The 21,622-nt window shown below is 71.5% G+C and carries 20 protein-coding genes, 1 pseudogene and 1 riboswitch; of the genes and pseudogenes, 12 read left to right on the top strand and 9 right to left on the bottom strand.

Annotated elements, in window-relative coordinates; genetic code table 11:
• Positions 1 to 50 precede the first annotated feature (50 nt).
• Complete coding sequence (hisN, locus tag ACFV5H_RS11740) at positions 51 to 851, bottom strand: histidinol-phosphatase (RefSeq protein WP_385051836.1); 801 nt, start codon at positions 849 to 851, stop codon at positions 51 to 53.
• Positions 852 to 978: 127 nt separating this feature from the next.
• Here hisN and ACFV5H_RS11745 point away from each other — a divergent pair, with 127 nt between their 5' ends.
• On the top strand, positions 979 to 1,590 hold the full coding sequence (locus ACFV5H_RS11745; RefSeq protein ID WP_385194304.1) for a TetR/AcrR family transcriptional regulator: 612 nt from the start codon (positions 979 to 981) through the stop codon (positions 1,588 to 1,590).
• 6 nt (positions 1,591 to 1,596) lie between these two features.
• Here ACFV5H_RS11745 and ACFV5H_RS11750 read toward each other — a convergent pair whose 3' ends face one another.
• The 4 genes from ACFV5H_RS11750 to ACFV5H_RS11765 form a co-directional block, all read right to left on the bottom strand.
• A complete protein-coding gene (locus ACFV5H_RS11750) occupies positions 1,597 to 1,920 on the bottom strand; it encodes a multidrug efflux SMR transporter (RefSeq protein ID WP_030835143.1) in 324 nt (107 codons plus the stop codon).
• A 119-nt stretch (positions 1,921 to 2,039) separates the two neighbouring features.
• Positions 2,040 to 3,050, bottom strand: a complete 1,011-nt coding sequence (rsgA, locus tag ACFV5H_RS11755) for a ribosome small subunit-dependent GTPase A (RefSeq protein ID WP_385051842.1) — start codon at positions 3,048 to 3,050, stop codon at positions 2,040 to 2,042.
• Positions 3,051 to 3,059: 9 nt separating this feature from the next.
• Positions 3,060 to 4,376: a 3-phosphoshikimate 1-carboxyvinyltransferase gene (aroA, locus tag ACFV5H_RS11760; protein WP_385051845.1), complete on the bottom strand. Its 1,317-nt coding sequence runs from the start codon at positions 4,374 to 4,376 to the stop codon at positions 3,060 to 3,062.
• A gap of 197 nt (positions 4,377 to 4,573) precedes the next feature.
• Positions 4,574 to 5,296: a M50 family metallopeptidase gene (locus ACFV5H_RS11765; RefSeq protein WP_385051848.1), complete on the bottom strand. Its 723-nt coding sequence runs from the start codon at positions 5,294 to 5,296 to the stop codon at positions 4,574 to 4,576.
• Positions 5,297 to 5,354: 58 nt separating this feature from the next.
• On the opposite strand from ACFV5H_RS11765, the gene ACFV5H_RS11770 reads away from it, so the two are divergent.
• From ACFV5H_RS11770 to ACFV5H_RS11815, 10 genes and pseudogenes are all read left to right on the top strand, one after another.
• Positions 5,355 to 6,170 carry an SOS response-associated peptidase gene (locus ACFV5H_RS11770; RefSeq protein ID WP_385051851.1) on the top strand — a complete coding sequence of 272 codons (816 nt, stop codon included), beginning with the start codon at positions 5,355 to 5,357 and terminating at the stop codon, positions 6,168 to 6,170.
• 1 nt (position 6,171) lies between these two features.
• Entirely contained in the window at positions 6,172 to 6,924 is a 753-nt protein-coding gene (locus ACFV5H_RS11775; RefSeq protein WP_385051853.1) for an alpha/beta family hydrolase, read from the top strand.
• Positions 6,925 to 7,236: 312 nt separating this feature from the next.
• Complete coding sequence (gene sigR / locus ACFV5H_RS11780; RefSeq protein WP_037937802.1) at positions 7,237 to 7,923, top strand: RNA polymerase sigma factor SigR; 687 nt, start codon at positions 7,237 to 7,239, stop codon at positions 7,921 to 7,923.
• Entirely contained in the window at positions 7,920 to 8,231 is a 312-nt protein-coding gene (gene rsrA, locus ACFV5H_RS11785; RefSeq protein WP_385051856.1) for a mycothiol system anti-sigma-R factor, read from the top strand. The genes sigR and rsrA overlap by 4 nt, the downstream gene beginning before the upstream one ends.
• Before the next feature lie 138 nt (positions 8,232 to 8,369).
• A pseudogene (locus ACFV5H_RS11790) lies at positions 8,370 to 9,731 on the top strand (HD-GYP domain-containing protein); the annotation flags it as partial.
• A gap of 443 nt (positions 9,732 to 10,174) precedes the next feature.
• Entirely contained in the window at positions 10,175 to 11,476 is a 1,302-nt protein-coding gene (locus tag ACFV5H_RS11795) for an HD-GYP domain-containing protein (RefSeq protein ID WP_385194306.1), read from the top strand.
• 102 nt (positions 11,477 to 11,578) lie between these two features.
• On the top strand, positions 11,579 to 12,559 hold the full coding sequence (locus ACFV5H_RS11800; protein WP_385194309.1) for a tetratricopeptide repeat protein: 981 nt from the start codon (positions 11,579 to 11,581) through the stop codon (positions 12,557 to 12,559).
• Positions 12,560 to 12,708: 149 nt separating this feature from the next.
• Positions 12,709 to 13,359 (top strand): peptide deformylase, encoded by a 651-nt coding sequence (def, locus tag ACFV5H_RS11805; protein WP_385051862.1) that lies wholly within the window; start codon positions 12,709 to 12,711, stop codon positions 13,357 to 13,359.
• A gap of 220 nt (positions 13,360 to 13,579) precedes the next feature.
• Positions 13,580 to 14,665, top strand: a complete 1,086-nt coding sequence (cyc1, locus tag ACFV5H_RS11810) for an epi-isozizaene synthase (RefSeq protein WP_385051866.1) — start codon at positions 13,580 to 13,582, stop codon at positions 14,663 to 14,665.
• Positions 14,662 to 16,032 carry a cytochrome P450 gene (locus ACFV5H_RS11815; protein ID WP_385194311.1) on the top strand — a complete coding sequence of 457 codons (1,371 nt, stop codon included), beginning with the start codon at positions 14,662 to 14,664 and terminating at the stop codon, positions 16,030 to 16,032. The genes cyc1 and ACFV5H_RS11815 overlap by 4 nt, the downstream gene beginning before the upstream one ends.
• A 16-nt stretch (positions 16,033 to 16,048) precedes the next feature.
• Here ACFV5H_RS11815 and ACFV5H_RS11820 read toward each other — a convergent pair whose 3' ends face one another.
• A complete protein-coding gene (locus ACFV5H_RS11820; protein ID WP_385051871.1) occupies positions 16,049 to 17,011 on the bottom strand; it encodes a GlxA family transcriptional regulator in 963 nt (320 codons plus the stop codon).
• A gap of 93 nt (positions 17,012 to 17,104) precedes the next feature.
• Between ACFV5H_RS11820 and ACFV5H_RS11825 the strand changes: the two genes are divergently transcribed.
• Positions 17,105 to 17,329, top strand: coding sequence for a hypothetical protein (locus ACFV5H_RS11825; protein WP_385194313.1), 225 nt, complete (start codon positions 17,105 to 17,107; stop codon positions 17,327 to 17,329).
• A gap of 30 nt (positions 17,330 to 17,359) precedes the next feature.
• On the opposite strand, the gene ACFV5H_RS11830 is transcribed toward ACFV5H_RS11825, so the two are convergent.
• The 3 genes from ACFV5H_RS11830 to ACFV5H_RS11840 all read right to left on the bottom strand — a co-directional run bounded on the left by ACFV5H_RS11830 (position 17,360) and on the right by ACFV5H_RS11840 (position 21,538).
• Entirely contained in the window at positions 17,360 to 18,367 is a 1,008-nt protein-coding gene (locus ACFV5H_RS11830; protein ID WP_385051876.1) for a ribonucleotide-diphosphate reductase subunit beta, read from the bottom strand.
• On the bottom strand, positions 18,367 to 20,724 hold the full coding sequence (locus ACFV5H_RS11835; RefSeq protein ID WP_385194316.1) for a ribonucleoside-diphosphate reductase subunit alpha: 2,358 nt from the start codon (positions 20,722 to 20,724) through the stop codon (positions 18,367 to 18,369). The genes ACFV5H_RS11830 and ACFV5H_RS11835 overlap by 1 nt, the downstream gene beginning before the upstream one ends.
• A gap of 123 nt (positions 20,725 to 20,847) precedes the next feature.
• Positions 20,848 to 21,016, bottom strand: a riboswitch (cobalamin riboswitch).
• Between the two features lie 15 nt (positions 21,017 to 21,031).
• Entirely contained in the window at positions 21,032 to 21,538 is a 507-nt protein-coding gene (locus tag ACFV5H_RS11840) for a GNAT family N-acetyltransferase (protein ID WP_385051883.1), read from the bottom strand.
• Positions 21,539 to 21,622: the final 84 nt, after the last annotated feature.

The raw sequence follows: 21,622 nt of genomic DNA on the forward strand, positions 1-21,622 counted from the left end.
AAGGGGGCGCGTGCGGCCGATCGGGGGCGCGCACGCTCACCCCGTGCCGCTCAGTAACGCTGGTTGAGATACCCCAGCAACTCGTCGTGCAGCAGCCCGTTCGACGCGGCCGCGTTGCCGCTGTGCGGTCCCGGACGGCCGTCGAGCCCGGTGAAACTGCCGCCCGCCTCCGTGACCACGATCGCGTTGGCCGCCATGTCCCACAGTGACAGCTCCGGCTCGGCGCACAGGTCCACCGATCCCTCGGCGACCATCATGTACGGCCAGAAGTCGCCGTACGCGCGCGTGCGCCACACCTCGCGGGTCAGATCGAGGAAGCCGTCCAGACGCCCCTGCTCCTCCCAGCCGCTGAGCGAGGAGTACGCGAAGGAGGCGTCGGAGAGCCGGGAGACGCGGGAGACGTGCAGCCGGGAGGCCGACGACAGACTGCGGCCGGCGAAGGCGCCGTGCCCCTGCGCGGCCCACCAGCGACGGCCGAGGGCGGGGGCGGAGACGACCCCGACGACCGGCTGGAAGCCTCCCTCGCCGGCCTCCATCAGGGAGATCAGCGTGGCCCACACGGGCACCCCGCGCACGTAGTTCTTGGTGCCGTCGATCGGGTCGATCACCCAGCGCCGGGGCCCCGTGCCCTCCACCCCGTACTCCTCGCCCAGGACCGCGTCCCTCGGGCGGGCGCGCTTGAGGTGGCCGCGGATGAGTTCCTCGGCGGCCTTGTCCGCCTCACTCACCGGCGTCATGTCCGGTTTGGTCTCCACCTTGAGGTCGAGAGCCTTGAACCGTTCCATCGTCGCGGCGTCGGCGGCGTCCGCCAGGACATGGGCGAGACGCAGGTCGTCGAGGTAGTCGGGCATGCAACGAACGGTATCTGCCGAGATCGGTGCGGGGCCACCGGGGGCGGGTCCCGCGAACCCTTGACAGTGCCCGACGGCGCGTCAAATCTAACCGCAGGGTCGGCCGCTCGCCCCGAGGGAGGCGAAGATGCCTGCAGCGCGGGAATCTCTGCTGGACGCCGCTTACACGGCACTGGCGCGTCGCCCGTGGTCCGCGGTGCGGATGGTGGACGTGGCCGCCGCGGCCGGGGTCTCCCGCCAGACGCTGTACAACGAGTTCGGCAGCAAGGACGGCCTCGCCCGGGCCCTCGTCCGCAGGGAGGCCGACGGCTACCTCGCAGGCGTCGACCGCGCCCTCACCGGCCACTCGGACCCGCGCGACCGGCTGACCGCGACCGCCGAGTGGACCACCGCCAGCGCCCGTGAGAACACCCTGGTCCGCGCCATGCTCACCGGCTGCTGGGGCGAACGCCTGCCCGCCCCGGGCCTCCCGGCCGTGACGTCCGGGTCCGCCGTGCCCGCGCAGCGCCGCGCCGACGGCCCGCTGCCCTCACCCACCGACTTCGTCGCCCTCGTCCGCGACCGTGCCGTCGCCGTCCTGGCCGGCCCCGGCATCCCCCGGTCCGACACCGCCGACCTGGCCCGCTCCTGCGAGCTGGTGGTCCGCCTCGCCCTGTCCTGCGTCACCGCGCCCCCGGCCGACACCGGCGTCGCCGACCTGGTGCGCGGCGCCCTGCACCGGCCCCCGGCGGTGCCGTAGCGGGGCTCAGTGCGCGGACCCCGACAACTGCAGTCCGATCACACCGACGATCACGAACGTGATCGACACGATCTTCAGCGTCGACACCAGGTCCCCGAGGAACACCATCCCGTAGACGGCCGTCCCCGCCGCGCCGATGCCCGTCCACACCGCGTACGCGGGCCCCACGTCCAGCTTCTTCAGCGCCAGGGTCAGCAGCCCGAAGCTGCCCAGCGCGAACGCGCAGAACGCGATGGTCGGCCACAGCCGGGTGAAGCCGTGCGACAGCTTCAGACACACGGCGAAGCCGGTCTCGAGCAACCCGGCCACTATGACCAGCAGCCACGCCATGTGTCGTCCTCCCGCATTCCCCACGTACAGTGACCGCTTCGTCAGGTTCGACAGGTTCGGGTCCGGCTCGGTGCGATTATGCACTTACCGCCCGGCGGCCACGACAAACAACGCGGAGGTCAGTCGCCCTCCGTGCGCTCCCGCGTCGCCAGCAGCCGCCGCAGCGAGTACAGCCGCGCCGGATCCGCGTGCCCCTCGGCCACCCACGCGTCCAGCGCGCAGTCCGGCTCGTCGTGACTGCACGCGCGCGGACAGCCCTCCGTGCCCGGCTCGAGATCGGGGAAGGCGTGGATCACCCGGGACGGGTCGACATGGGCGAGCCCGAAGGACCGCACCCCCGGCGTGTCGATCACCCAGCCCCCGGCGCCCGACAGCGGCAGCGCCAGCGCGGACGTCGTCGTGTGCCGCCCCCGCCCGGTCACCGCGTTGACATGTCCGGTCGTACGCCGTCGCTCCTCGGGTACCAGCGCGTTGACCAGCGTCGTCTTGCCGACCCCGGAATGCCCCACGAACGCGGTGATCCGGCCGTCCAGCTGCTCCCGCACCCGGTCCGCCGCCTCGCCGCTCTCCAGTTCCGCGCGGCTGGTCACGACGTACGGGATGTCGAGGTCGCCGTACAGCTCCAGCAGCTTGTCCGGCGGCGCGAGGTCCGACTTGGTCAGCACCAGCAGCGGCTCCAGGCCGCCGTCGTACGCCGCGACCAGACAGCGGTCGATCAGCCGCGGACGGGGTTCGGGGTCGGCGAGGGCGGTGACGACGGCGAGCTGGTCGGCGTTGGCGACGACGATCCGCTCGTAGGGGTCGTCGTCGTCCGCGGTACGGCGCAGCACCGACGCGCGCTCCTCGATCCGTACGATCCGTGCGAGTGTGTCCTTCTTCCCGGACAGGTCGCCGACGAGCGCCACCCGGTCACCGACCACCGCCGCCTTGCGGCCCAGCTCACGGGCCTTCATCGCCAGTACGACCCGGTCCTCGACGAGGCAGGTCAGCCGGCCCCGGTCGACGGTCAGGACCAGGCCAGGGGCCGCGTCCTCGTGCTTGGGCCGGATGTGGGTGCGCGGCCGGTTGCCCTTGCGGTTGGGGCGGGAGCGGATGTCGTCCTCGTCGGTGTGCTTGCCGTAGCGGCGCATGGTGAACCCCTACGCCCCGAGCATCCCGGTCCACAGTTCGGGGAAGTCCGGCAGGGTCTTCGCCGTGGTGGCCACGTTCTCGATCTGCACGCCCTCGACCGCGAGGCCGATGATCGCGCCGGCGGTGGCCATGCGGTGGTCCTCGTAGGTGTGGAAGACGCCGCCGTGCAGCCGGCGCGGGCGGATGTGCAGACCGTCGGCGGTCTCGGTGACGTCGCCGCCGAGCTCGTTGATCTCCTTGGTCAGCGCGGCCAGCCGGTCCGTCTCGTGCAGCCGGAGGTGGGCCACGCCCCGCAGGGTCGACGGGGAGTCCGCGAGCGCCGCCACGGCCGCGATGCCGGGCGTCAGCTCGCCGACCTCGCCGAGGTCCACGTCGATGCCGTGGACCGACCCGGAGCCGGTGAACACCAGCCCGAACTCGGTCAGCTCGCAGGAACCGCCCATCTCGGTGAAGATCTCCCGCAGCCGGTCACCGGGCTGGGTGGTGCGGGCGGGCCAGTCCGGGATCACGACCTTGCCGCCGGTCACCAGCGCCGCCGCCAGGAACGGCTGGGCGTTGGACAGGTCCGGCTCGACGGTCAGGTCCCGGCCCAGCAGGGCGCCCGGCGTGACCCGCCAGACGTTCGGCTCGCCGCCCGACTCGGGGGTGTCCACCTGAGCACCCACCGCGCGGAGCATGTCGACGGTCATCCGGATGTGCGGCAGGGACGGCAGCGTCGCCCCGGTGTGGCGGACCTCCACGCCCTGGTTGAAGCGCGGCGCGGACAGCAGCAGGGCGCTGACGAACTGGGAGGACGACGACGCGTCGACCTCCACGGTGCCGCCGTCCAGGGCGCCGCCGCCGTGCACGGTCATCGGCAGCGCGCCGCGGTCCTCGTCGTCGATCCGGGCGCCCAGGTGGCGCAGTGCGTCGATGACGCCGTTCAGGGGACGCTCGTACGAGCGGGGGTCGCCGTCGAAGCGGACGGGGCCGTCGGCGAGGGTGGCGACCGGGGGCAGGAACCGCATCACCGTGCCGGCGTTGCCGACGTCGACGGTGGCCGGGCCGCGCAGGCCCGTGGGGAGCACCCGCCAGGCCTCACCGGTGCCGTCCGGGCCGACGCCTTCCTCGATCTCCACGCCCATCGCGCGCAGGGCGCCGGCCATCAGCAGGGTGTCGCGGGAACGCAGCGGGCGGCGCAGCCAGCCCGGCTCGGAGGCGAGGGCGGCGAGGAGGAGGGCACGGTTGGTGACCGACTTGGACCCGGGCACGTGGACCGTCGCGTCGACGGCTCCGCTCGCGTGCGGGGCGGGCCAGAGGGCGGTGTGCGCGGGGTTTTGGGCCATGGGGCCCACTTTATAAGGAGGGCCGGGGGCAGGCCGTCTTTCGGGTGCGGCTGCGTGGGGGCTTGTCGCGCCCACGGGGCGGAGCCGCATGTCGGTACGGCCCCGCGCCCCCAAGGGGTGGCTGCCGGCAGCCCCACTGCGCGGCGGAGCCGCGTACTGACACAGCCCCGCAGACGAGCACACCGTGCTTCCCTGCCCTACAGCCCCAAGAGCCACCTGCCGCCGCCCAGCAGTGCGCACAGGGAGACCGCGTGGAACAGGAACAGCCACAGGCCCGCCGGGACGTGGGTCAGGCGGGAGAGCTGGTCCGCGTCCGAGTCGGGTGCGCCGCCGTGGGAGCGTTTGGCCTGGAGTTCGAAGGCCGGGCGTACTCCGCCGAGGAGGAGGAACCAGACCACGGCGTACGCGAACGCCGCCTGCACCTGGGGGCCGGTCAGCCAGGACACCAGGACGAACGTGCCGCCCGTGACCAGCACCGACATCGCCCCGTACGCGTTGCGGATCATCACCAGCATCGCCAGCAGCAGCACCGTGGCCAGCCACAGCAGCAGCGTGATGCGGCCCGCGCCGAGCAGCGCGGCGCCGCCCAGGCCCAGCAGCGGGGGAGCGGTGTAGCCGGCGGCGGCCGTGAGGATCATGCCGATGCCGTGCGGTTTTCCGCGGCTGACGGTCAGGCCGCTGGTGTCCGAGTGCAGACGTATCCCCGTCAGCGTGCGACCGGTGAGCAGCGCCACCAGCCCGTGCCCGCCCTCGTGGGCGATCGTGACGGCGTTCCGGGACAGCCGCCACAGCCCCTGCGGTACGACGACGGCGGCCGCGGCGACCAGCGTGGCGACGACCACCCACACATCCGGATCGGGCTGGGTGCCGGAGACCTCGTCCCAGAGGGAGGCGAGTGAGGCGGACGCGGTACTGACCATGCTTTCCATCTGTTTCCGATCGCTCCCTCTGCGCGTGGAGTCTGGCAGTGTTGCACGTATGTGCGGACGGTATGCAGCGAGTCGCAGGCCCGAGGATCTCGCGGGAATCTTTGAAATCGACAAGTGGGAGCCGGAGGAGACCCTGGAGCCCGACTACAACGTGGCGCCGACCAAGGAGGTCTACGCCGTCCTCGACCGTGCCCTGAAGGACGTGGCGGACCCGCACCCGGTTCGGCAGCTCCGGAAGCTGAAGTGGGGCCTGGTGCCCTCCTGGTCCAAGACGCCCGAGGGCGCCGCCCGGATGATCAACGCCCGCGCGGAGACCGTCCACGAGAAGCCGTCCTACCGCCGTGCCTTCTCCTCCCGGCGCTGCATCCTGCCCGCCGACGGTTACTACGAGTGGGTCACCGGCAAGCAGGAGCGGGACCTGGAGGTCGAGGGGAAGAAGAAGCGGCCCCGCAAGCAGCCCTACTTCGTGACGCCGGCCGACGGCTCGGTGTTCGCCATGGCCGGGCTGTACGAGTTCTGGCGGGACAAGACGCTGCCGGACGACCACCCCCGGGCCTGGTGGGTGACGTGCTCCGTCATCACCACCGAGGCGGAGAGCAGCCCGCTCGCGGTGTCACCGGCGGACGGCCCGCACACCCTCGCCGAGATCCACCCGCGGATGCCGCTGATGCTCACGCCGGACCGCTGGGACGCCTGGCTCGACCCCGCCCGCACCGACGCCGGCGAACTGCGCGAGCTGCTCGCCCCGCCGCCCTCCGGTCTGATGCGCGCCTACCCGGTCCCCACGGCCGTCAGCAACGTCCGCAACAACGGACCGGAGCTGCTGGAAGAGCTGGCCGCGCCGGAAGAAGGCACACTCTTCTGACGTGACCCCCGACACGACGGACGCGACGGACGCGACACACACGACCGAGACCGTGGAGACGGACGCCGGCACCGCCCGCATCACCTGGCATCGTGCACCTGACCGCGCCCGCCTCGTCCTCGCGGTGAGCCACGGCGCCGGCGGCGGCATCGAGGCCCGGGACCTGAGGGCGCTCGCCGCCGGGCTGCCCGCACACGGTGTGACCGTCGCCCTGGTCGAACAGCCCTGGCGGGTGGCCGGCAAGAAGGTGGCCCCCGCGCCGAAGACCCTCGACACCGGCTGGCGCGGCATCTGGCCCGCGCTGGCGAAGCCGGGCCTGCCGGTGATCTCGGGCGGGCGCAGCGCCGGCGCCCGCGTCGCCTGCCGCACCGCCACGGAGCTCGGCGCCCACGCCGTACTCGCCCTGAGCTTCCCCCTGCATCCGCCGGGCAGGCCCGAGAAGTCCCGCGCCGAGGAACTGCTCGGCACGGGGGTGCCCACGCTCGTCGTCCAGGGCGGCAACGACCCGTTCGGCAGGCCCGTGGAGTTCCCCGGGTACGGGAGGGGCCGCGCGACGGGGGTCCCCCCGGGCGTTCGGCCCTGGGGGAGCGTCGGCGCGAGGGCGGTGGTGGGGGACGGGTGGGCGTACGAACTGGTCGAGGTACCCCACGGCGATCACGGCTTCGCCGTGCCCAAGCGGGCGGACCTCACGCAGGAGGAGGCCGTGACGGTGGTCACGGACGCGGTCGTCAGGTGGACCGGCACACTCGGGTGAGGCCCGGGAATGCCCGGACGGCTCCCGCTGTTGGGACGGACGTACATGCCGGTCAACGGCATCGCCGTCGTAGGAGAGGAAGTCCGCCGCATGGGTTCGACCTTCTGCCCGCCCGTCTCCCGCCACCGCCCCGTGGACGGGCTGCGCCCGGCAGAGTCTGCTTCGAGCCGCAGCAGCAGCCGCCCCGACCTGGACTGGACGGTGCTGCACGCGGCCAGGACCGCCCCTATTCGGGCGGCGGGTGGACCGGATCGTCGTCTATCCTCCGATTCGGGTGAGACCGCCTTCGGTCTCACGACAACTCTGGAGGAGGTGGGTCCGGTTCCCGGTACCGACGCAGGGACCGAACACGGCCAGGCGGAGCAGCCCGAGGGCCAGGGCAGTACGGGCGCGGAGTCGACCGCGGAGCGCAGCGCGCGCTTCGAGCGGGACGCGCTCGAGTTCCTCGACCAGATGTACTCGGCCGCCCTGCGCATGACGCGCAACCCGGCCGACGCGGAGGACCTGGTGCAGGAGACGTACGCCAAGGCGTACGCGTCCTTCCACCAGTTCCGTGAGGGCACCAACCTCAAGGCGTGGCTGTACCGGATCCTCACCAACACCTTCATCAACTCGTACCGCAAGAAGCAGCGCGAACCCCAGCGCAGCGCGGCCGAGGAGATCGAGGACTGGCAGCTCGCGCGCGCCGAGTCGCACATGTCCACGGGTCTGCGCTCCGCGGAGTCGCAGGCGCTGGACCACCTGCCCGACTCGGACGTCAAGGAAGCGCTCCAGGCGATCCCGGAGGAGTTCCGCATCGCGGTGTATCTCGCCGATGTGGAGGGCTTTGCCTACAAGGAGATCGCGGACATCATGGGGACACCCATCGGTACGGTGATGTCCCGGCTGCACCGTGGCCGCCGCCAGCTGCGCGGCATGCTGGAGGACTACGCGCGTGAGCGCGGACTGGTCCCGGCCGGCGCCGGAGAGTCGAACGAAGCGAAAGGCTCGGGGTCATGAGCTGCGGAGAGCCGCACGAGACGGATTGCAGCGAAATCCTCGATCATCTCTACGAGTTCCTCGACCGTGAGATGCCGGATTCCGACTGTGTGAAGTTCGAGCACCACTTCGAGGAATGCTCGCCGTGCCTGGAGAAGTACGGGCTCGAGCAGGCGGTGAAGAAGCTGGTCAAGCGCTGCTGCGGACAGGACGACGTGCCGGGCGACCTGCGCTCCAAAGTCATGGGCCGGCTCGACCTGATCCGCTCCGGCCAGGCCGTCCCCGACCAGGACATCACGGCCTCGCAGACCGCACCGCAGGAGTCCTGACACTCCGCGGTTCCCCGGCCCCTGTGTCACTCGAACGTGCTAATCCGCGGGTTATCGGCCCGTGGAGGCGCCCCCCGCCGTCCTAGGCTCCTGAGCCTGGCAGGTCGGGTGTCGACGGGCACGGTCGGGGAGGGGCACATGGAGGCGTTACCGGCACGGGTCCGCGCGTATGTCGCCTGTGTCACCGTGCTGGGCCTGCTCTGTCCGCTGTCGCTGGTTCCCTCCGTCCCGGTGTCCCCGTCGGGCGGTGCCCGCTTCTCCTGGTGGGCGGTCGCCCTGCTCGCCACGCTGTACGCGGGCTGCGAGCGCCTCACCCGGTCGCGTCCGGTCGCCGCCCCGCACCCGGGCGGAACCTTTCACCCCGTCCTGCTCGCCGGGGCCTTCCTGCTGCCACCGCCCGTCGCGGCGCTGGTCGCACTCCTCGGGGCGCTGCTGCTCCCCGTGGAACAACGCCCGTACCTGGCGCGCAGGCTCTGGCGGACCGGCAGGCTGGTGCTCGCCGTGTGGGCCGCGAGCCGGGTCCATCTGGCGGTCGGCGGCCGCGACGCGGTGGCGGACTGCGACGTCCCGGCCGCGCTCGGCACGGCCGGGGTCGCGGTGCTGGTGTTCTGCCTGGTGCTCACCCTGCTGGACGGCGGCATTCCGGCGTCGGCGCCCGGTGTGCTCCCGCGCGGGAGGCGGATCCCGGCGCCGGCCGCCTGGTGGCGGCTGTTCCTCGGGTCGCTGGCCCCGATCACCGTGCACGGCCTCGCCGGACTCATGATGGCGCTGCTGTGGCGCAGCCCCTACGGTCCTGTGGCCGCGCTGCTGGTGCTGCTGCCGATGGGCGTCTCGTGGTGGGCGTTCGCCCAGTACCACCGGGAGCGGGCCGCCCATCAGGCGACGATCCGCGCCCTCGTCCAGGCCGTCGACATCAAGGACGGCTACACGCGCGGGCACAGCGAACGCGTCGGACGGGCGTCCATGATGATCGCGCGGGAACTCGGCATGGACGACGAGCGCGTCGAGGTGCTCCGCTTCGCGGGCATCCTGCACGACGTCGGCAAGCTCGGCGTGCCCACCCGGCTGCTCACCAAGAACGGCCCGCTGACCCCCGAGGAGCGCCGGGTGATCGAACTGCACCCCGAGTACGGGCACGAGATGGTGCGGGGGATCTCCTTCCTCGGCGAGGCCCGCGCGGCGGTGCTGCACCACCACGAACGGCTGGACGGCACCGGCTACCCCTACGGACTGGCGGGCGGTCAGATCCCGGAGTCCGCGCGGGTGGTCGCCGTCGCCGACGCCTTCGACGCGATGACCTCCACCCGCTCCTACAGCAGGGCACGACCCGTGCCCGTGGCGCTGGAGGAACTCAGGCGGTGCGCGGGCGCCCACTTCGACCCACGGATGGTGGCCGCGCTGGTCCAGGCGATCGGCCGGTCCGGCTGGCACCCGGCAGTAACCGCCGACGAAGCACGACCCGCCCCCGACGACCCCCGGCCCACCGCCGGTACCCCCGGACCCGCTACGGGCGATATCCGATCGGCCGCCGATGGCACGCGGTTCGTCTCCGGTGACACGCGGCTGATCGCCGATGCTTTCCGGCCTGCCACGGGCGATATCCGATCGGCCCCCGACGGCACTCGGTCCGCCGACGGTGGCCTGCCGTCCGCCCTCGATGGCACTCGGTCCGCCGACGGTGGCCTGCCGTCCGCCCTCGATGGCACTCGGTCCGCCGACGGTGGCCCGCCGTCCGCCCTCGACGGCACTCGGTCCGCCGACGGTGGCCTGCCGTCCGCCCTCGACGGCACTCGGTCCGCCGACGGTGGCCTGCCGTCCGCCCTCGATGGCACTCGGTCCGCCGACGGTGGCCTGCCGTCCGCCCCCGATGGCACTCGGTCCGCCACCGGTGGCATACGGCCCGCGGCCGTTCCCGGGCCCGCCGGCCGGCCCGGGGCGCGCCGATGAGGCCCCGGCTCCACACCGTCGTGCACCTGTGCGCCGCCGTCCTCGCCGCCGGTTCCCTGGGCAGCACGCTCTACGACGGCGTCGAGGACCGCGGTACGGCCCTCGCCTTCGGAGTGCTCATCGCCGTCGGCGAGCTCACCCGGCGCAACGGGACGCGGATCAGGGAGGCCGCGCCGCTCGCCGCCGCGGGTTCGCTGTCGTACGCGCTGCTCGGCGAGACCGCGGGCCTGCCCACCCACCACGGCGCCGCCCAGGTCGTCACCGTGGTGCTCGCCGCCTCCCTGCTCGGCAGCGTGCCGCACGTCGGGCGCGGTGAAGGACCCGCCCTCGACCCGTCGGCCCGCAGGGTGCTGACCGTCGGGTTCGCCGCCGTGTGCTTCCAGCCGCTGTACAACCGGGGCACCTTCGACGGCTGGGGCGGCCCCGCCCACGCGCTGCTCCTGCTCGCCCTGCTCTCCCTCACCGCGCTGTGCGACGCCGTGCTCGCCGCCGCGCTGGCCCACTCCCGCACCGGATGGCCCTTCCTGCCGACGCTGCGCGACGAACTGCGGGCCGTACCCGGCATCGGGGCCGCCGTCATCGCCACGGGCGCGGTGATGGCGCTCGGGGTCGCGGTCGTGGGGCTGTGGGCGCTGCCCGTCTTCTCCGTGCCCCTGCTGCTCGCACAGCTTTCCTACCGGCGGTACGCCGCCGTGCGCGCCACCTACCGGCAGACCATCACCTCCCTCGCGCGGGCCACCGAGATCGCCGGATGCACCCCGGCCGGGCATGCCCGCCGGGTCGCCGCGCTCAGCCGTGCGGTGGGCCGGGACCTCGGGCTGACCGAACCCGAACTGACCGTGCTGGAGTACGCCGCCCTGATGCACGACATCGGCCAGCTCAGCCTCGTCGACCCGGTCCCCGACGGCGCCACCGCCGTCCTGCCGGTCACCGAACAGCGGCGGATCGCGCTGCTCGGCGGCGCCGTGGTGCGCCAGACCGGGGTGGACCCGCGTGTGGCCGCGATCGTCGAGCGCCAGGCCGACCCGCACCGGGAACAGCCGCTCGCCGCACGTATCGTCCGGGTGGTCAACGCGTACGAGGAGAAGTCCCGGGAAGGAGGGCCCGGCGGGCCGCTGACCGCGCTGGAGGAACTGCGCCTGGGAACCGCCGGGGAGTACGCGCCGGAGGTGGTCGAAGCACTGGCCCGGGTGCTGTCACGGAACACGGAGGGGACGCGTGAACACCAGGGCCGAGCGTGGCGAGGGCCACGAACAGGACTGTCTGACCCCGGCCGAGGCTGGGTAACCCATGGGTAATGAGCGCCCTCGCGGCCGTACGTGGTTGGATGCGAAGAAGAGGGTGTCCGGGGGCGCGGACAGGTACGGCCAGCCCACCGACGGAACTGGCAGGCGGGAATCGTGAGGATCTTCGGCAAGGGACGGCACCGGCCCTCCGCCTCCTGGCGGCAGGCCACGGACCGTGCGTTCACGCTCATCGGCGACGGCCGGTACGAGGACGCGGGAGCGCTGCTGACCCGCGCCGCCGACCTGGAGCCCTGGTTGTCGGAGTCCTGGTTCAACCTCGCGCTGCTGCACAAGTTCCGGCACGACTGGGAGCAGGCGCGGTCGGCCGGTCTGCGGGCCGTGGCGCTGCTCGACCGCGACACGGGCGCTCCCGACTGGTGGAACGTCGGCATCGCCGCCACCGCCCTGCAGGACTGGCCGCTGGCCCGGCGGGCCTGGCAGGCCTACGGACTCAAGGTGCCCGGCCCGGCCACCGACTCCGGCGAGCCCCTCGGCATGGAGCTGGGCAGCGCGGCCGTACGGCTGTCCCCCGAGGGGGAGGCGGAGGTGGTGTGGGGCCGGCGCCTGGACCCCGCCCGGATCGAGGTGCTGTCCATTCCGCTGCCGTCCTCCGGGCGCCGCTGGGGTGAGGTCGTCCTGCACGACGGCGTGCCGCACGGGGAGCGGAGCACCGTCGCCGGGCACACGTACCCGGTGTTCGACGAGATCGAGTTGTGGGCGCCCTCGCCGGTGCCGACCTGGGTGGTGCTGCTGGAGGCCGCGACCGAGGCCGACCGGGACGCGCTGGAGCAGCTGGCCTCCGACGCCGGGTTCGCGGCCGAGGACTGGTCCTCCTCCGTACGGCTGCTGTGCCGGATGTGCTCGGAGTCCCGGATGCCGTCGGACGAGGGGGAGGGCGAGCACCTGGATCCGCACGATCACAGTGAGCCGGGGCATCCGGGGCCGCTGGGGCATCGGACGGACGGGCAGTTGTGGGTGCCGGAGAGGGAGTGTGGCGTGGCCGCCCCTGCCTCTCTTGTCCGGGGGTTGCTCGACGGGTGGGTCGCGGACAGTCCGGACTCGCGGGACTGGCGGGATCTTGAAGAGGTCTGCTGAGGTCGTTGACCGCGTGCGGTCCGTTGTGGTTGATCGCGCCCACGCGGCGGAGCCGCGTACCGACACGGTCCCGCGCCCCTGAAGGGGGGCTTCACCGTACCCTTGTCAGATCACAACCCCGGTTTTACTCAGGAAGGCGTACGTCGGTCATGGCTCAGCAGGACACCGATCAGCAGCACGCGGGCGTGCTCCCCGTCGACGGCGAGGGATACGTCATCGACACGGAGGACTGCGAGGAGCGCGAGACGGCGTGGCGGGAGCGCGGTACCTCGCGCCCGATCACCGTGGTCGGCAACCCGGTGCTGCACCAGGAGTGCAAGGACGTCACGGACTTCGGCGACGAGTTCCAGCAACTGGTCGCCGACATGTTCGCCAGCCAGCGCACCGCCGAGGGCGTGGGCCTGGCCGCCAACCAGATCGGCGTGGACAAGAAGGTCTTCGTCTACGACTGCCCGGACGACGAGGGCGTGCGGCACGTCGGCGTGATCTGCAACCCCAGGCTGGTCGAACTGCCCGCCGAGCAGCGCCGGCTGGACGACAGCAACGAGGGCTGCCTGTCGGTGCCCACGGCGTACATGCCGCTGGCCCGCCCCGACTACGCCGAAGTGACCGGCCAGGACGAGAAGGGCAACGCCGTCCGGGTACGCGGCACCGGCTACTTCGCACGGTGTTTGCAGCACGAGACCGACCACCTCTACGGCTACCTCTACATCGACCGGCTGTCCAAGCGCGAACGCAAGGACGCGCTGCGGCAGATGGCCGAGAACGAGCCGCGTTACCCCGTGGTGGCCAACGACTGACCGGCCCACGGGGCCCCTCCCTCTCCTCACGAACGGCGTCCGATCGAGCACCTTTTCGATCGGGCGCCGTTCGTTCGTGCGACCTCCGTAGTGGTGAAAGAAGCAAATCCGTTCCCAGAACGGTCAGTTGTGGTGCTGAATGGAGGTGCGGGGATACGCACGGCGTGCGCCCGGCTCGGGGGCGGGCGCACGCCGACTGGCGGCAGAGAGGGGATTGTTCGTGCATGCTTTGTCACACGGCACCACATCGACACCGACCACCATCGCAGTTCCACCGGCGCTGTCTCTTCCGGTGATCGAGGCGGTGTTTCCCCGGCAACTCCACCCGTATTGGCCCCGACTTCAACAGGCGACCAGGGCGTGGCTGCTCGAAAAGCGGCTCATGCCGGCGGACAAGGTGGAGGAATATGCCGACGGCCTGTGCTACACCGATCTCATGGCGGGCTACTACATAGGCGCCCCCGACGACGTCCTGCAGGCGATAGCGGACTACAGCGCGTGGTTCTTCGTCTGGGACGACCGGCACGACCGCGACATCGTGCACGGCCGTCCCGCCGCCTGGCTGCGGCTGAAGGACCGGCTGCACAGGGCCCTCGACAGCCCCGGTGACCACCTGGACCACGAGGATCCGGTGGTGGCGGGACTCGCGGACAGCGTGGAGCGGCTGTACGCGTTCCTGCCGGGCGGCTGGAGCGACCGGTTCGCCCGGCACTTCCACGAGGTGATCGAGGCGTACGACCGGGAGTTCCACAACCGTACGGAGGGGATCGTCCCCACCGTCGAGGAATATCTGGAACTGCGCCGGCTCACCTTCGCGCACTGGATCTGGACCGATCTCCTGGAACCGAGCGCGGGCAGTGAACTGCCGGACGGGATACGAAAGCACCCCGCCTACCGGAAGGCGGCACTGCTCAGTCAGGAATTCGCCGCCTGGTACAACGACCTCTGTTCCCTGCCGAAGGAAATAGCGGGCAGTGAGGTGCACAATCTCGGCATCAGTCTTATCACCCACGAGGGACTCACGCTCGAAGAGGCAATCGCGGACTTGAGGCACCGCGTCGAGGAATGCATCAGCGAATTCCAGGACGCCGAACGGGACGCCCTGCGCTTCGCGGACGCCCTCGACGACGGCACGGTGGGAGGAAAGGAAACAAGCGCCGCCGTACGTGCCTGCGTCGGCAATATGCGGAACTGGTTCAGTTCCGTCTACTGGTTCCACCACGAGTCCGGCCGGTACCGGGTCGACAGCTGGGACGACCGGTCCACACCCCCGTACGTCGACAACGAAACGGCAGGTGAGTCATGACCGTCGAGTCGGTGAACCCCGAAACGGCCGGGGAGGCCGGACTGCGTGAGCCTCCGGTGGCCGGCGGAGGCGTCCCCGTCCTGGGCCACGGCTGGAAACTGGCGCGCGATCCGCTGTCCTTCATGTCCCGGCTGCGCGACCACGGCGACGTCGTGCGCCTCAAGCTCGGACCGAAGACGGTGTACGCCGTCACCACCCCCGCCCTCACCGGGGCGGTGGCGCTGAGCCCCGACTACATCATCGCCGGACCGCTCTGGGAGTCCCTGGAGGACCTGCTCGGCAAGGAGGGCGTCGCCACCGCCAACGGCCCGCTGCACCGGCGCCAGCGCCGCACCATCCAGCCCGCGTTCAGGCTCGACGCCATCCCCGCGTACGGGCCGATCATGGCGGAGGAGGCGTACGCGCTCGTGGAGCGCTGGCGCCGCGGCGAGCCGCTGGACGTCACGGCGGAGTCCTTCCGCGCGGCCGTCCGGGTCGCCGCCCGCTGCCTGATGCGCGGCAGCTACATGGACGCCCGGGCGGAGCGCATCTGCGCCGATCTCACCACGCTGTTCAGCGGGATGTACCAGCGCATGGTGGTACCGCTCGGACCGCTTTACAAGGTGCCGCTGCCCGCCAACCGGGAATTCAACCGCGCGCTGGCCGATTTGCATGTCCTGGTCGACGAGATCGTCGCCGACCGACGGGCAAGCGGTCAAAAACCGAACGATTTGCTGACGGCTTTGCTGGAGGCGAAGGAAGAGAATGGCGAGCCCATAGGGGAACAGGAGATTCACGACCAGGTCATCGCCATACTCACCCCCGGCAGCGAAACCGTCGGAGCCACGATCATGTCGCTCCTCCTGGTTCTCACCGAGCACCCGGAACTCGGCGACAAGATCAGCGACGAGGTGAAATCCGTCGTAGGTGACCGTCCGGTCGCATTCGAGGACGTCCGGAAGCTGACCTACACCGCGAATGTCGTCACCGAGACCCTGCGACTGTATCCGGCCGTCTGGATATTGACGCGCCGCGCGGTGACCGACACGGAACTCGGCGGATACCGCATTCCCGAGGGCGCGGACCTCATCTACAGTCCGTACGCGATCCAGCGCGACCGGCGGTCGTACGGGCGGCACGAGGAGTTCGACCCCGACCGCTGGCTCCCGGAGCGGGCGGGGGACGTGCCCAAGTACGCGATGAGTCCGTTCAGCGTGGGCAACCGCAAGTGCCCCAGCGACCACTTCTCGATGGCCGAGCTCACGCTCATCACCGCGGTGGTCGCCTCCGCCTACCGCTTCGACCACGCGCCCGGCTCCGACGCCAGGCCCCGGATCGGCATCACGCTCCGGCCGCGCCGGCTGATGCTGCGGGCGATACCCCGCTGACCCGCGCGGCGCGCGTTCAGGCGGCCTGAGGGCCCCTGAACGTGCGCCGGTAGGCCTGGGGCGTCGTACCGACGGCGCGGACGAAGTGGTGGCGCAGCGCCGCCGCGTTGCCGAAGCCGGTACGGCCCGCGATCGCGTCCACCGTCTCGTCCGTCGCCTCCAGCAGGCGCTGCGCCAGCAGCACCCGCTGGCGCAGGATCCAGCGGTAGGGCGTGGTGCCGGTCTCCTGCTGGAAGCGGCGGGCGAAGGTGCGCGGCGACATGTGGGCGCGGGCGGCGAGCTGCTCGACGGTGGTCTCCTCGTCGAGGTGCCGCTCCATCCACACCAATACCTCGGAGACGGTGTCGCCCCCGGACCGCGGCAGCGGGCGCTCGATGTACTGGGCCTGCCCGCCGTCGCGGTGCGGGGGCACCACCATGCGCCGGGCGATCCTGTTGGCGACGTCCGTGCCCTGCTCCTTGCGCACCAGGTGCAGACAGGCGTCGATGCCGGCGGCGGTGCCCGCGGAGGTGATCACCGGGTCCTCGTCGACGTAGAGCACATCCGGCTCGACCGTCAGATGGGGATACTTCCTGGTCAGCGCCTCCGCGTGCTTCCAGTGGGCGGCGGCACGCCGGCCGTCGAGGAGTCCGGCGGCGGCGAGCACGAACACCCCGGAGCAGACGCTGAGCACCCGCGCGCCCCGGTCCACCCCGCTGCGCAGGGCGTCCAGCAGCTCGGGAGGGAACTCCCGGGACACATAGGAGGAACCGGCGGGCACGGCGATGAGGTCCGCCGTCTCCAGACGCTCCAGACCGTGCTCGACCTGGAGGGAGAAGCTCGTGTTGGTGCGCACCGCCGGGCCGTCGGCCGAGGCGACGGCGAAGTCGTAGACCGGCAGGCCGTCGTCGCTGCGGTCGACGCCGAAGACCTCGCAGACGACACCGAGTTCGAAGGGGTTCACACCGTCGAGGAGGACGGCGGCCACGTTCTGGAGCATGGCTCCAGTGTGCCGCGTCCTTGGCAGTAAATCGAGGGTGTACGGCAGTCCTGCCACTGCCGGTAAGGAGCATCGAGCGGGACAGTGGTGTCCATGGATACGACGCGGATACAAGCACTGACCTCGATGGCGGCCGTCCTCGGCCTGTTCGTCCTCATGACCCTGCCCGCGCTGATCGGCATCGCGCGCGAGCGGCGGACCGACCGGCAGATCGAGCGGGCCGAGGCCGCCCGTGCCGCCGCCGGGCGCCGTGAGGTGCCGGTGGCCTCACGCCCGGCGACGGGTGCCGCCCCGCACCGCACCGCACGAGCGGCGTGACGGCGGGGCGGCACCCGGGTGCACGGTTGTCTAGAAGTCCTCGTCCAGGTCGACCGTGCCCTCCACGGCGACCTGGTACGCGGACGGCCGCCGCTCGAAGAAGTTCGTCAGCTCCTGGACCCCCTGCAACTCCATGAAGGAGAACGGGTTCTCCGAGCCGTACACCGGCGCGAAGCCCAGCCGGACCAGCCGCTGGTCGGCGACGCACTCCAGGTACTGCCGCATCGACTCGGTGTTCATGCCCGGCAGCCCGTCCCCGCACAGGTCGCGCGCGAACTGCAGCTCCGCCTCGACCGCCTCGCGCAGCATGTCGGTGACCTGCCGGCCGAGCTGCTCGTCGAACAGCTCCGGCTCCTCCTTGCGCACGGTGTCGACCACGTCGAAGGCGAAGGACATGTGCATCGTCTCGTCCCGGAACACCCAGTTGGTGCCGGTCGCCAGCCCGTGCAGCAGACCCCGGCCGCGGAACCAGTAGACGTAGGCGAAGGCCCCGTAGAAGAACAGGCCCTCGATGCACGCGGCGAAGCAGATGAGGTTCAGCAGGAAGCGGCGGCGGTCGGCCTGAGTCTCCAGCCGGTCGATCCGCTCCACCGAGTCCATCCACTTGAAGCAGAACTCCGCCTTCTCCCGGATGGACGGGATGTTCTCCACGGCCGCGAAGGCCGCCGCCCGGTCGTCCGGGTCGGGCAGATAGGTGTCGAGGAGCGTCAGATAGAACTGGACGTGCACCGCCTCCTCGAAGAGCTGCCGCGACAGGTACAGCCGCGCCTCCGGGGAGTTGATGTGCTTGTAGAGCGTCAGCACCAGGTTGTTCGCCACGATCGAGTCGCCCGTCGCGAAGAACGCGACCAGCCGTCCGATCAGGTGCTGTTCCTCCGGGCTGAGCTTCGCCAGGTCGGCGACGTCCGAGTGGAGGTCGACCTCCTCCACGTGCCAGGTGTTCTTGATGGCGTCCCGGTAGCGCTCGTAGAAGTCGGGGTAGCGCATGGGGCGGAGAGTCAGCTCGAAGCCGGGGTCGAGCAGGTTCTTGGCGGTCATCACTGGCAGGCCTCGCAGGACTCGGGGTTTTCCAGGGAGCAGGCGACGGCCTCGGGGTCGGCCGCCTGCGGGACGGGAGCGGTGGCGCGCGCCGCGCGGGCGATCCGGGTCGCCGGACGGGAGCGCAGGTAGTACGTGGTCTTCAGGCCCTGCTTCCAGGCGTACGCGTACATCGAGGAGAGCTTGCCGATGGTGGGCGTCTCCAGGAACAGGTTCAGCGACTGCGCCTGGTCCAGGAACGGGGTGCGGGCGGCGGCCATGTCGATCAGGCCGCGCTGCGGGATCTCCCACGCCGTGCGGTACAGCCGCCGCACGTCCTCGGGGATCCACGCGAAGTCCTGCACGGAGCCGTTGGCTTCGCGCAGTGCCTCACGGGTCCGCGCGTCCCACACGCCGAGCCGCTTCAGGTCGTCCACCAGGTACGAGTTGACCTGGAGGAACTCCCCGGACAGCGTCTCGCGCTTGAACAGGTTGGAGACCTGCGGCTCGATGCACTCGTACACGCCCGCGATCGACGCGATGGTGGCGGTGGGCGCGATCGCCAGGAGCAGCGAGTTGCGCATCCCGGTGGCCGCGATCCGCGTCCGCAGTGCCGCCCAGCGTTCCGGCCAGGAGAGCTCGGCGTCGTAGTGGTCGGGGTGCAGCACGCCCCGGGCGGTACGGGTCTTCTCCCACGCCGGGAGCGGGCCGCTGCGCTCGGCGAGGTCGGCGGAGGTCTCGTACGCGGCGAGCATGATCCGCTCGGCGATCCTCGTGGACAGCGCCTTCGCCTCGGGGGAGTCGAAGGACAGCCGCAGCTTGAAGAAGACGTCCTGGAGGCCCATGGCGCCGAGACCGACGGGACGCCACCTGGCGTTGGAGCGGCCCGCCTGCTCGGTCGGATAGAAGTTGATGTCGACGACCCGGTCGAGGAACGTCACAGCGGTGCGCACCGTCTCGTCGAGGCGCTCCCAGTCGATGTCCCCCCGGTCCACGAAGGCGCCGAGGTTGACCGATCCCAGGTTGCAGACCGCCGTCTCCCCGTCGTCGGTGACCTCCAGGATCTCCGTGCAGAGGTTCGAGGAGTGGATGACGTGGCCCGGCTCGGCGGTCTGGTTCGCCGTCCGGTTGGCCGCGTCCTTGAAGGTCATCCAGCCGTTGCCGGTCTGCGCGAGGGTGCGCATCATGCGGCCGTACAGCTCGCGGGCCGGGAGGGTCTTCCTCGCCAGGCCCTTCGCCTCGGCGGCCCGGTACGCCGCGTCGAACTCCTCGCCCCACAGGTCGACCAGTCCGGGCACGTCCGCCGGGGAGAACAGCGACCAGGGCGCGTCGGCGTTCACCCGGCGCATGAACTCGTCCGGCACCCAGTGCGCGAGGTTCAGATTGTGCGTACGGCGGGCGTCCTCGCCGGTGTTGTCGCGCAGCTCCAGGAACTCCTCGATGTCGGAGTGCCAGGTCTCCAGGTAGACCGCCGCCGCGCCCTTGCGCCGGCCGCCCTGGTTCACGGCGGCGACCGAGGCGTCCAGCGTCTTCAGGAACGGGACGATGCCGTTGGAGTGCCCGTTGGTGCCGCGGATCAGCGAACCCCGGGCGCGGATGCGGGAGTAGGACAGGCCGATGCCGCCGGCGTGCTTCGAGAGGCGGGCGACCTGGTGGTAGCGGTCGTAGATGGAGTCCAGCTCGTCCTTGGGGGAGTCGAGGAGGTAGCAGGACGACATCTGCGGGTGGCGCGTGCCGGAGTTGAACAGCGTGGGGGAGGAGGGCAGGTAGTCCAGGCGGCTCATCAGCCCGTACAGCGCGGCGACCTCGTCCACGGAGCGGGCGCTGTCGTCCTCGGCGAGTCCGGTGGCGACCCGCAGCAGGAAGTGCTGGGGCGTCTCGACGACCTTGCGGGTGACCGGGTGCCGCAGCAGGTAGCGGCTGTGCAGGGTGCGCAGGCCGAAGTAGCCGAAGCGGTCGTCGGCCCCGGTGTCGACCAGCGCGTCCAGGCGGGCGGCGTGCAGCCGGACGAACGCGGCGGTCCGGTCGGCGATCAGGCCCTCACGGTGCCCGGTCGCGACGGACCCGGTGAACGAGGTGACGCCCTGCGAGGCGGCCTCGGCGCGGATGCCGATGGTCAGCAGCCGGGCGGCGAGCCGGGAGTAGGCCGGGTCCTCGGAGATGAGCCCGGCCGCCGCCTCGGTGGCCAGCTCCCGCAGCTCCGCCTCGTCGGCGGAAGCGGACCGGCCGCGCAGCGCGGCGGCGGCGACCCGGCCGGGGTCGGCGTCGGGCAGGTCGGCGGTCAGCTCGGTCAGGGTCCGCAGCAGCGCGGCACCGGGGCCGCCGCTCTCCTCGGGCACGTCGATCGCTGAAGCCGGATCGGCTGGCGCGATGGTCACGTGGGGCTCTCCCTCGCTCGGCACGGGGGCCTCGAAGAGCGCAGGGGGCAGTACACGAGCGCACGCGGCGTCGCGTCCACCGGCCCATTCCGCGAGGCCCGGACGTCAGGGCACCCGGACCGGACGGCCGGGCGCACTGTCGGCAGGTCCTCGGACTGACGCCCGTGCACACGCGTACGCGGGCATGGGTACACCGTTGCGGGACAGTTCCGGATTCACACCGGATTCCCCTGCGACGACAGCGAGCATGAGCATACATCTTGTGTCGGGTGCCGCCAGCAACCCCATATCTTGTGTCGCGCTGGTTTCAGAGCGTCAACTCATAGGTGAGGAGCATGATGTCGTCCAGCTCCGGCAGCGGGTTCCAGTCGCGTTCCGGGGTGCGGGTGAAACCGAGCCGTTCGTAGACGCGGTGGGCGGCACGCATGGTGCGCTGGGTCGACAGCACGACCCGTCCGCACCCCTCGACGGCCCGCGCCCGGTCCACGCAGGCGCGCACCAGGGCCTCCCCGGCACCCCGTCCCCGGCCCGCGCGGGCGACAGCCAGCATCCGGATCTCCGCCTCGCCCGGCCCCGCTATGTCGGCCATCGGACCGGGGCCCGGCACGAAGGTCACCCCGCCCAGCACCGACCCGTTCGCCACGGCGACCAGCACCTCGGCGGCGGCCGCCCGCTTCCCCACGTTCCGCAGCTCACCGAGGTACGCGTCGCTCTCCCCGAAGTCGAGCAGCCCGTCCAGCAGATAGGCCTGCGCGGTGATCTCACCGAGTTCCGCGTGCTCGCCGGGTTCCACCGGCCGGATGACGATGTCCATGAGGGGAGTGTGCCGGACGGGTACGACGACGGGCCCCCGGTGTTATACGGCGGCCCGGCGTCGGACGGGACAGGGGTCAGTGGG

It is taken from the genome of Streptomyces sp. NPDC059787 (assembly GCF_042732315.1).
Lineage (GTDB): Bacteria > Actinomycetota > Actinomycetes > Streptomycetales > Streptomycetaceae > Streptomyces > Streptomyces atrovirens.

What these genes read in the sequence shown, in the direction of transcription:
- hisN (WP_385051836.1), bottom strand. Translation starts at nt 851, where the DNA reads ATGCCCGACTACCTCGACGACCTGCGTCTCGCCCATGTCCTGGCGGAC.
- ACFV5H_RS11745 (WP_385194304.1), top strand. Translation starts at nt 979, where the DNA reads ATGCCTGCAGCGCGGGAATCTCTGCTGGACGCCGCTTACACGGCACTG.
- ACFV5H_RS11750 (WP_030835143.1), bottom strand. Translation starts at nt 1,920, where the DNA reads ATGGCGTGGCTGCTGGTCATAGTGGCCGGGTTGCTCGAGACCGGCTTC.
- rsgA (WP_385051842.1), bottom strand. Translation starts at nt 3,050, where the DNA reads ATGCGCCGCTACGGCAAGCACACCGACGAGGACGACATCCGCTCCCGC.
- aroA (WP_385051845.1), bottom strand. Translation starts at nt 4,376, where the DNA reads ATGGCCCAAAACCCCGCGCACACCGCCCTCTGGCCCGCCCCGCACGCG.
- ACFV5H_RS11765 (WP_385051848.1), bottom strand. Translation starts at nt 5,296, where the DNA reads ATGGTCAGTACCGCGTCCGCCTCACTCGCCTCCCTCTGGGACGAGGTC.
- ACFV5H_RS11770 (WP_385051851.1), top strand. Translation starts at nt 5,355, where the DNA reads ATGTGCGGACGGTATGCAGCGAGTCGCAGGCCCGAGGATCTCGCGGGA.
- rsrA (WP_385051856.1), top strand. Translation starts at nt 7,920, where the DNA reads ATGAGCTGCGGAGAGCCGCACGAGACGGATTGCAGCGAAATCCTCGAT.
- ACFV5H_RS11795 (WP_385194306.1), top strand. Translation starts at nt 10,175, where the DNA reads ATGAGGCCCCGGCTCCACACCGTCGTGCACCTGTGCGCCGCCGTCCTC.
- def (WP_385051862.1), top strand. Translation starts at nt 12,709, where the DNA reads ATGGCTCAGCAGGACACCGATCAGCAGCACGCGGGCGTGCTCCCCGTC.
- ACFV5H_RS11815 (WP_385194311.1), top strand. Translation starts at nt 14,662, where the DNA reads ATGACCGTCGAGTCGGTGAACCCCGAAACGGCCGGGGAGGCCGGACTG.
- ACFV5H_RS11820 (WP_385051871.1), bottom strand. Translation starts at nt 17,011, where the DNA reads ATGCTCCAGAACGTGGCCGCCGTCCTCCTCGACGGTGTGAACCCCTTC.
- ACFV5H_RS11825 (WP_385194313.1), top strand. Translation starts at nt 17,105, where the DNA reads ATGGATACGACGCGGATACAAGCACTGACCTCGATGGCGGCCGTCCTC.
- ACFV5H_RS11830 (WP_385051876.1), bottom strand. Translation starts at nt 18,367, where the DNA reads ATGACCGCCAAGAACCTGCTCGACCCCGGCTTCGAGCTGACTCTCCGC.
- ACFV5H_RS11840 (WP_385051883.1), bottom strand. Translation starts at nt 21,538, where the DNA reads ATGGACATCGTCATCCGGCCGGTGGAACCCGGCGAGCACGCGGAACTC.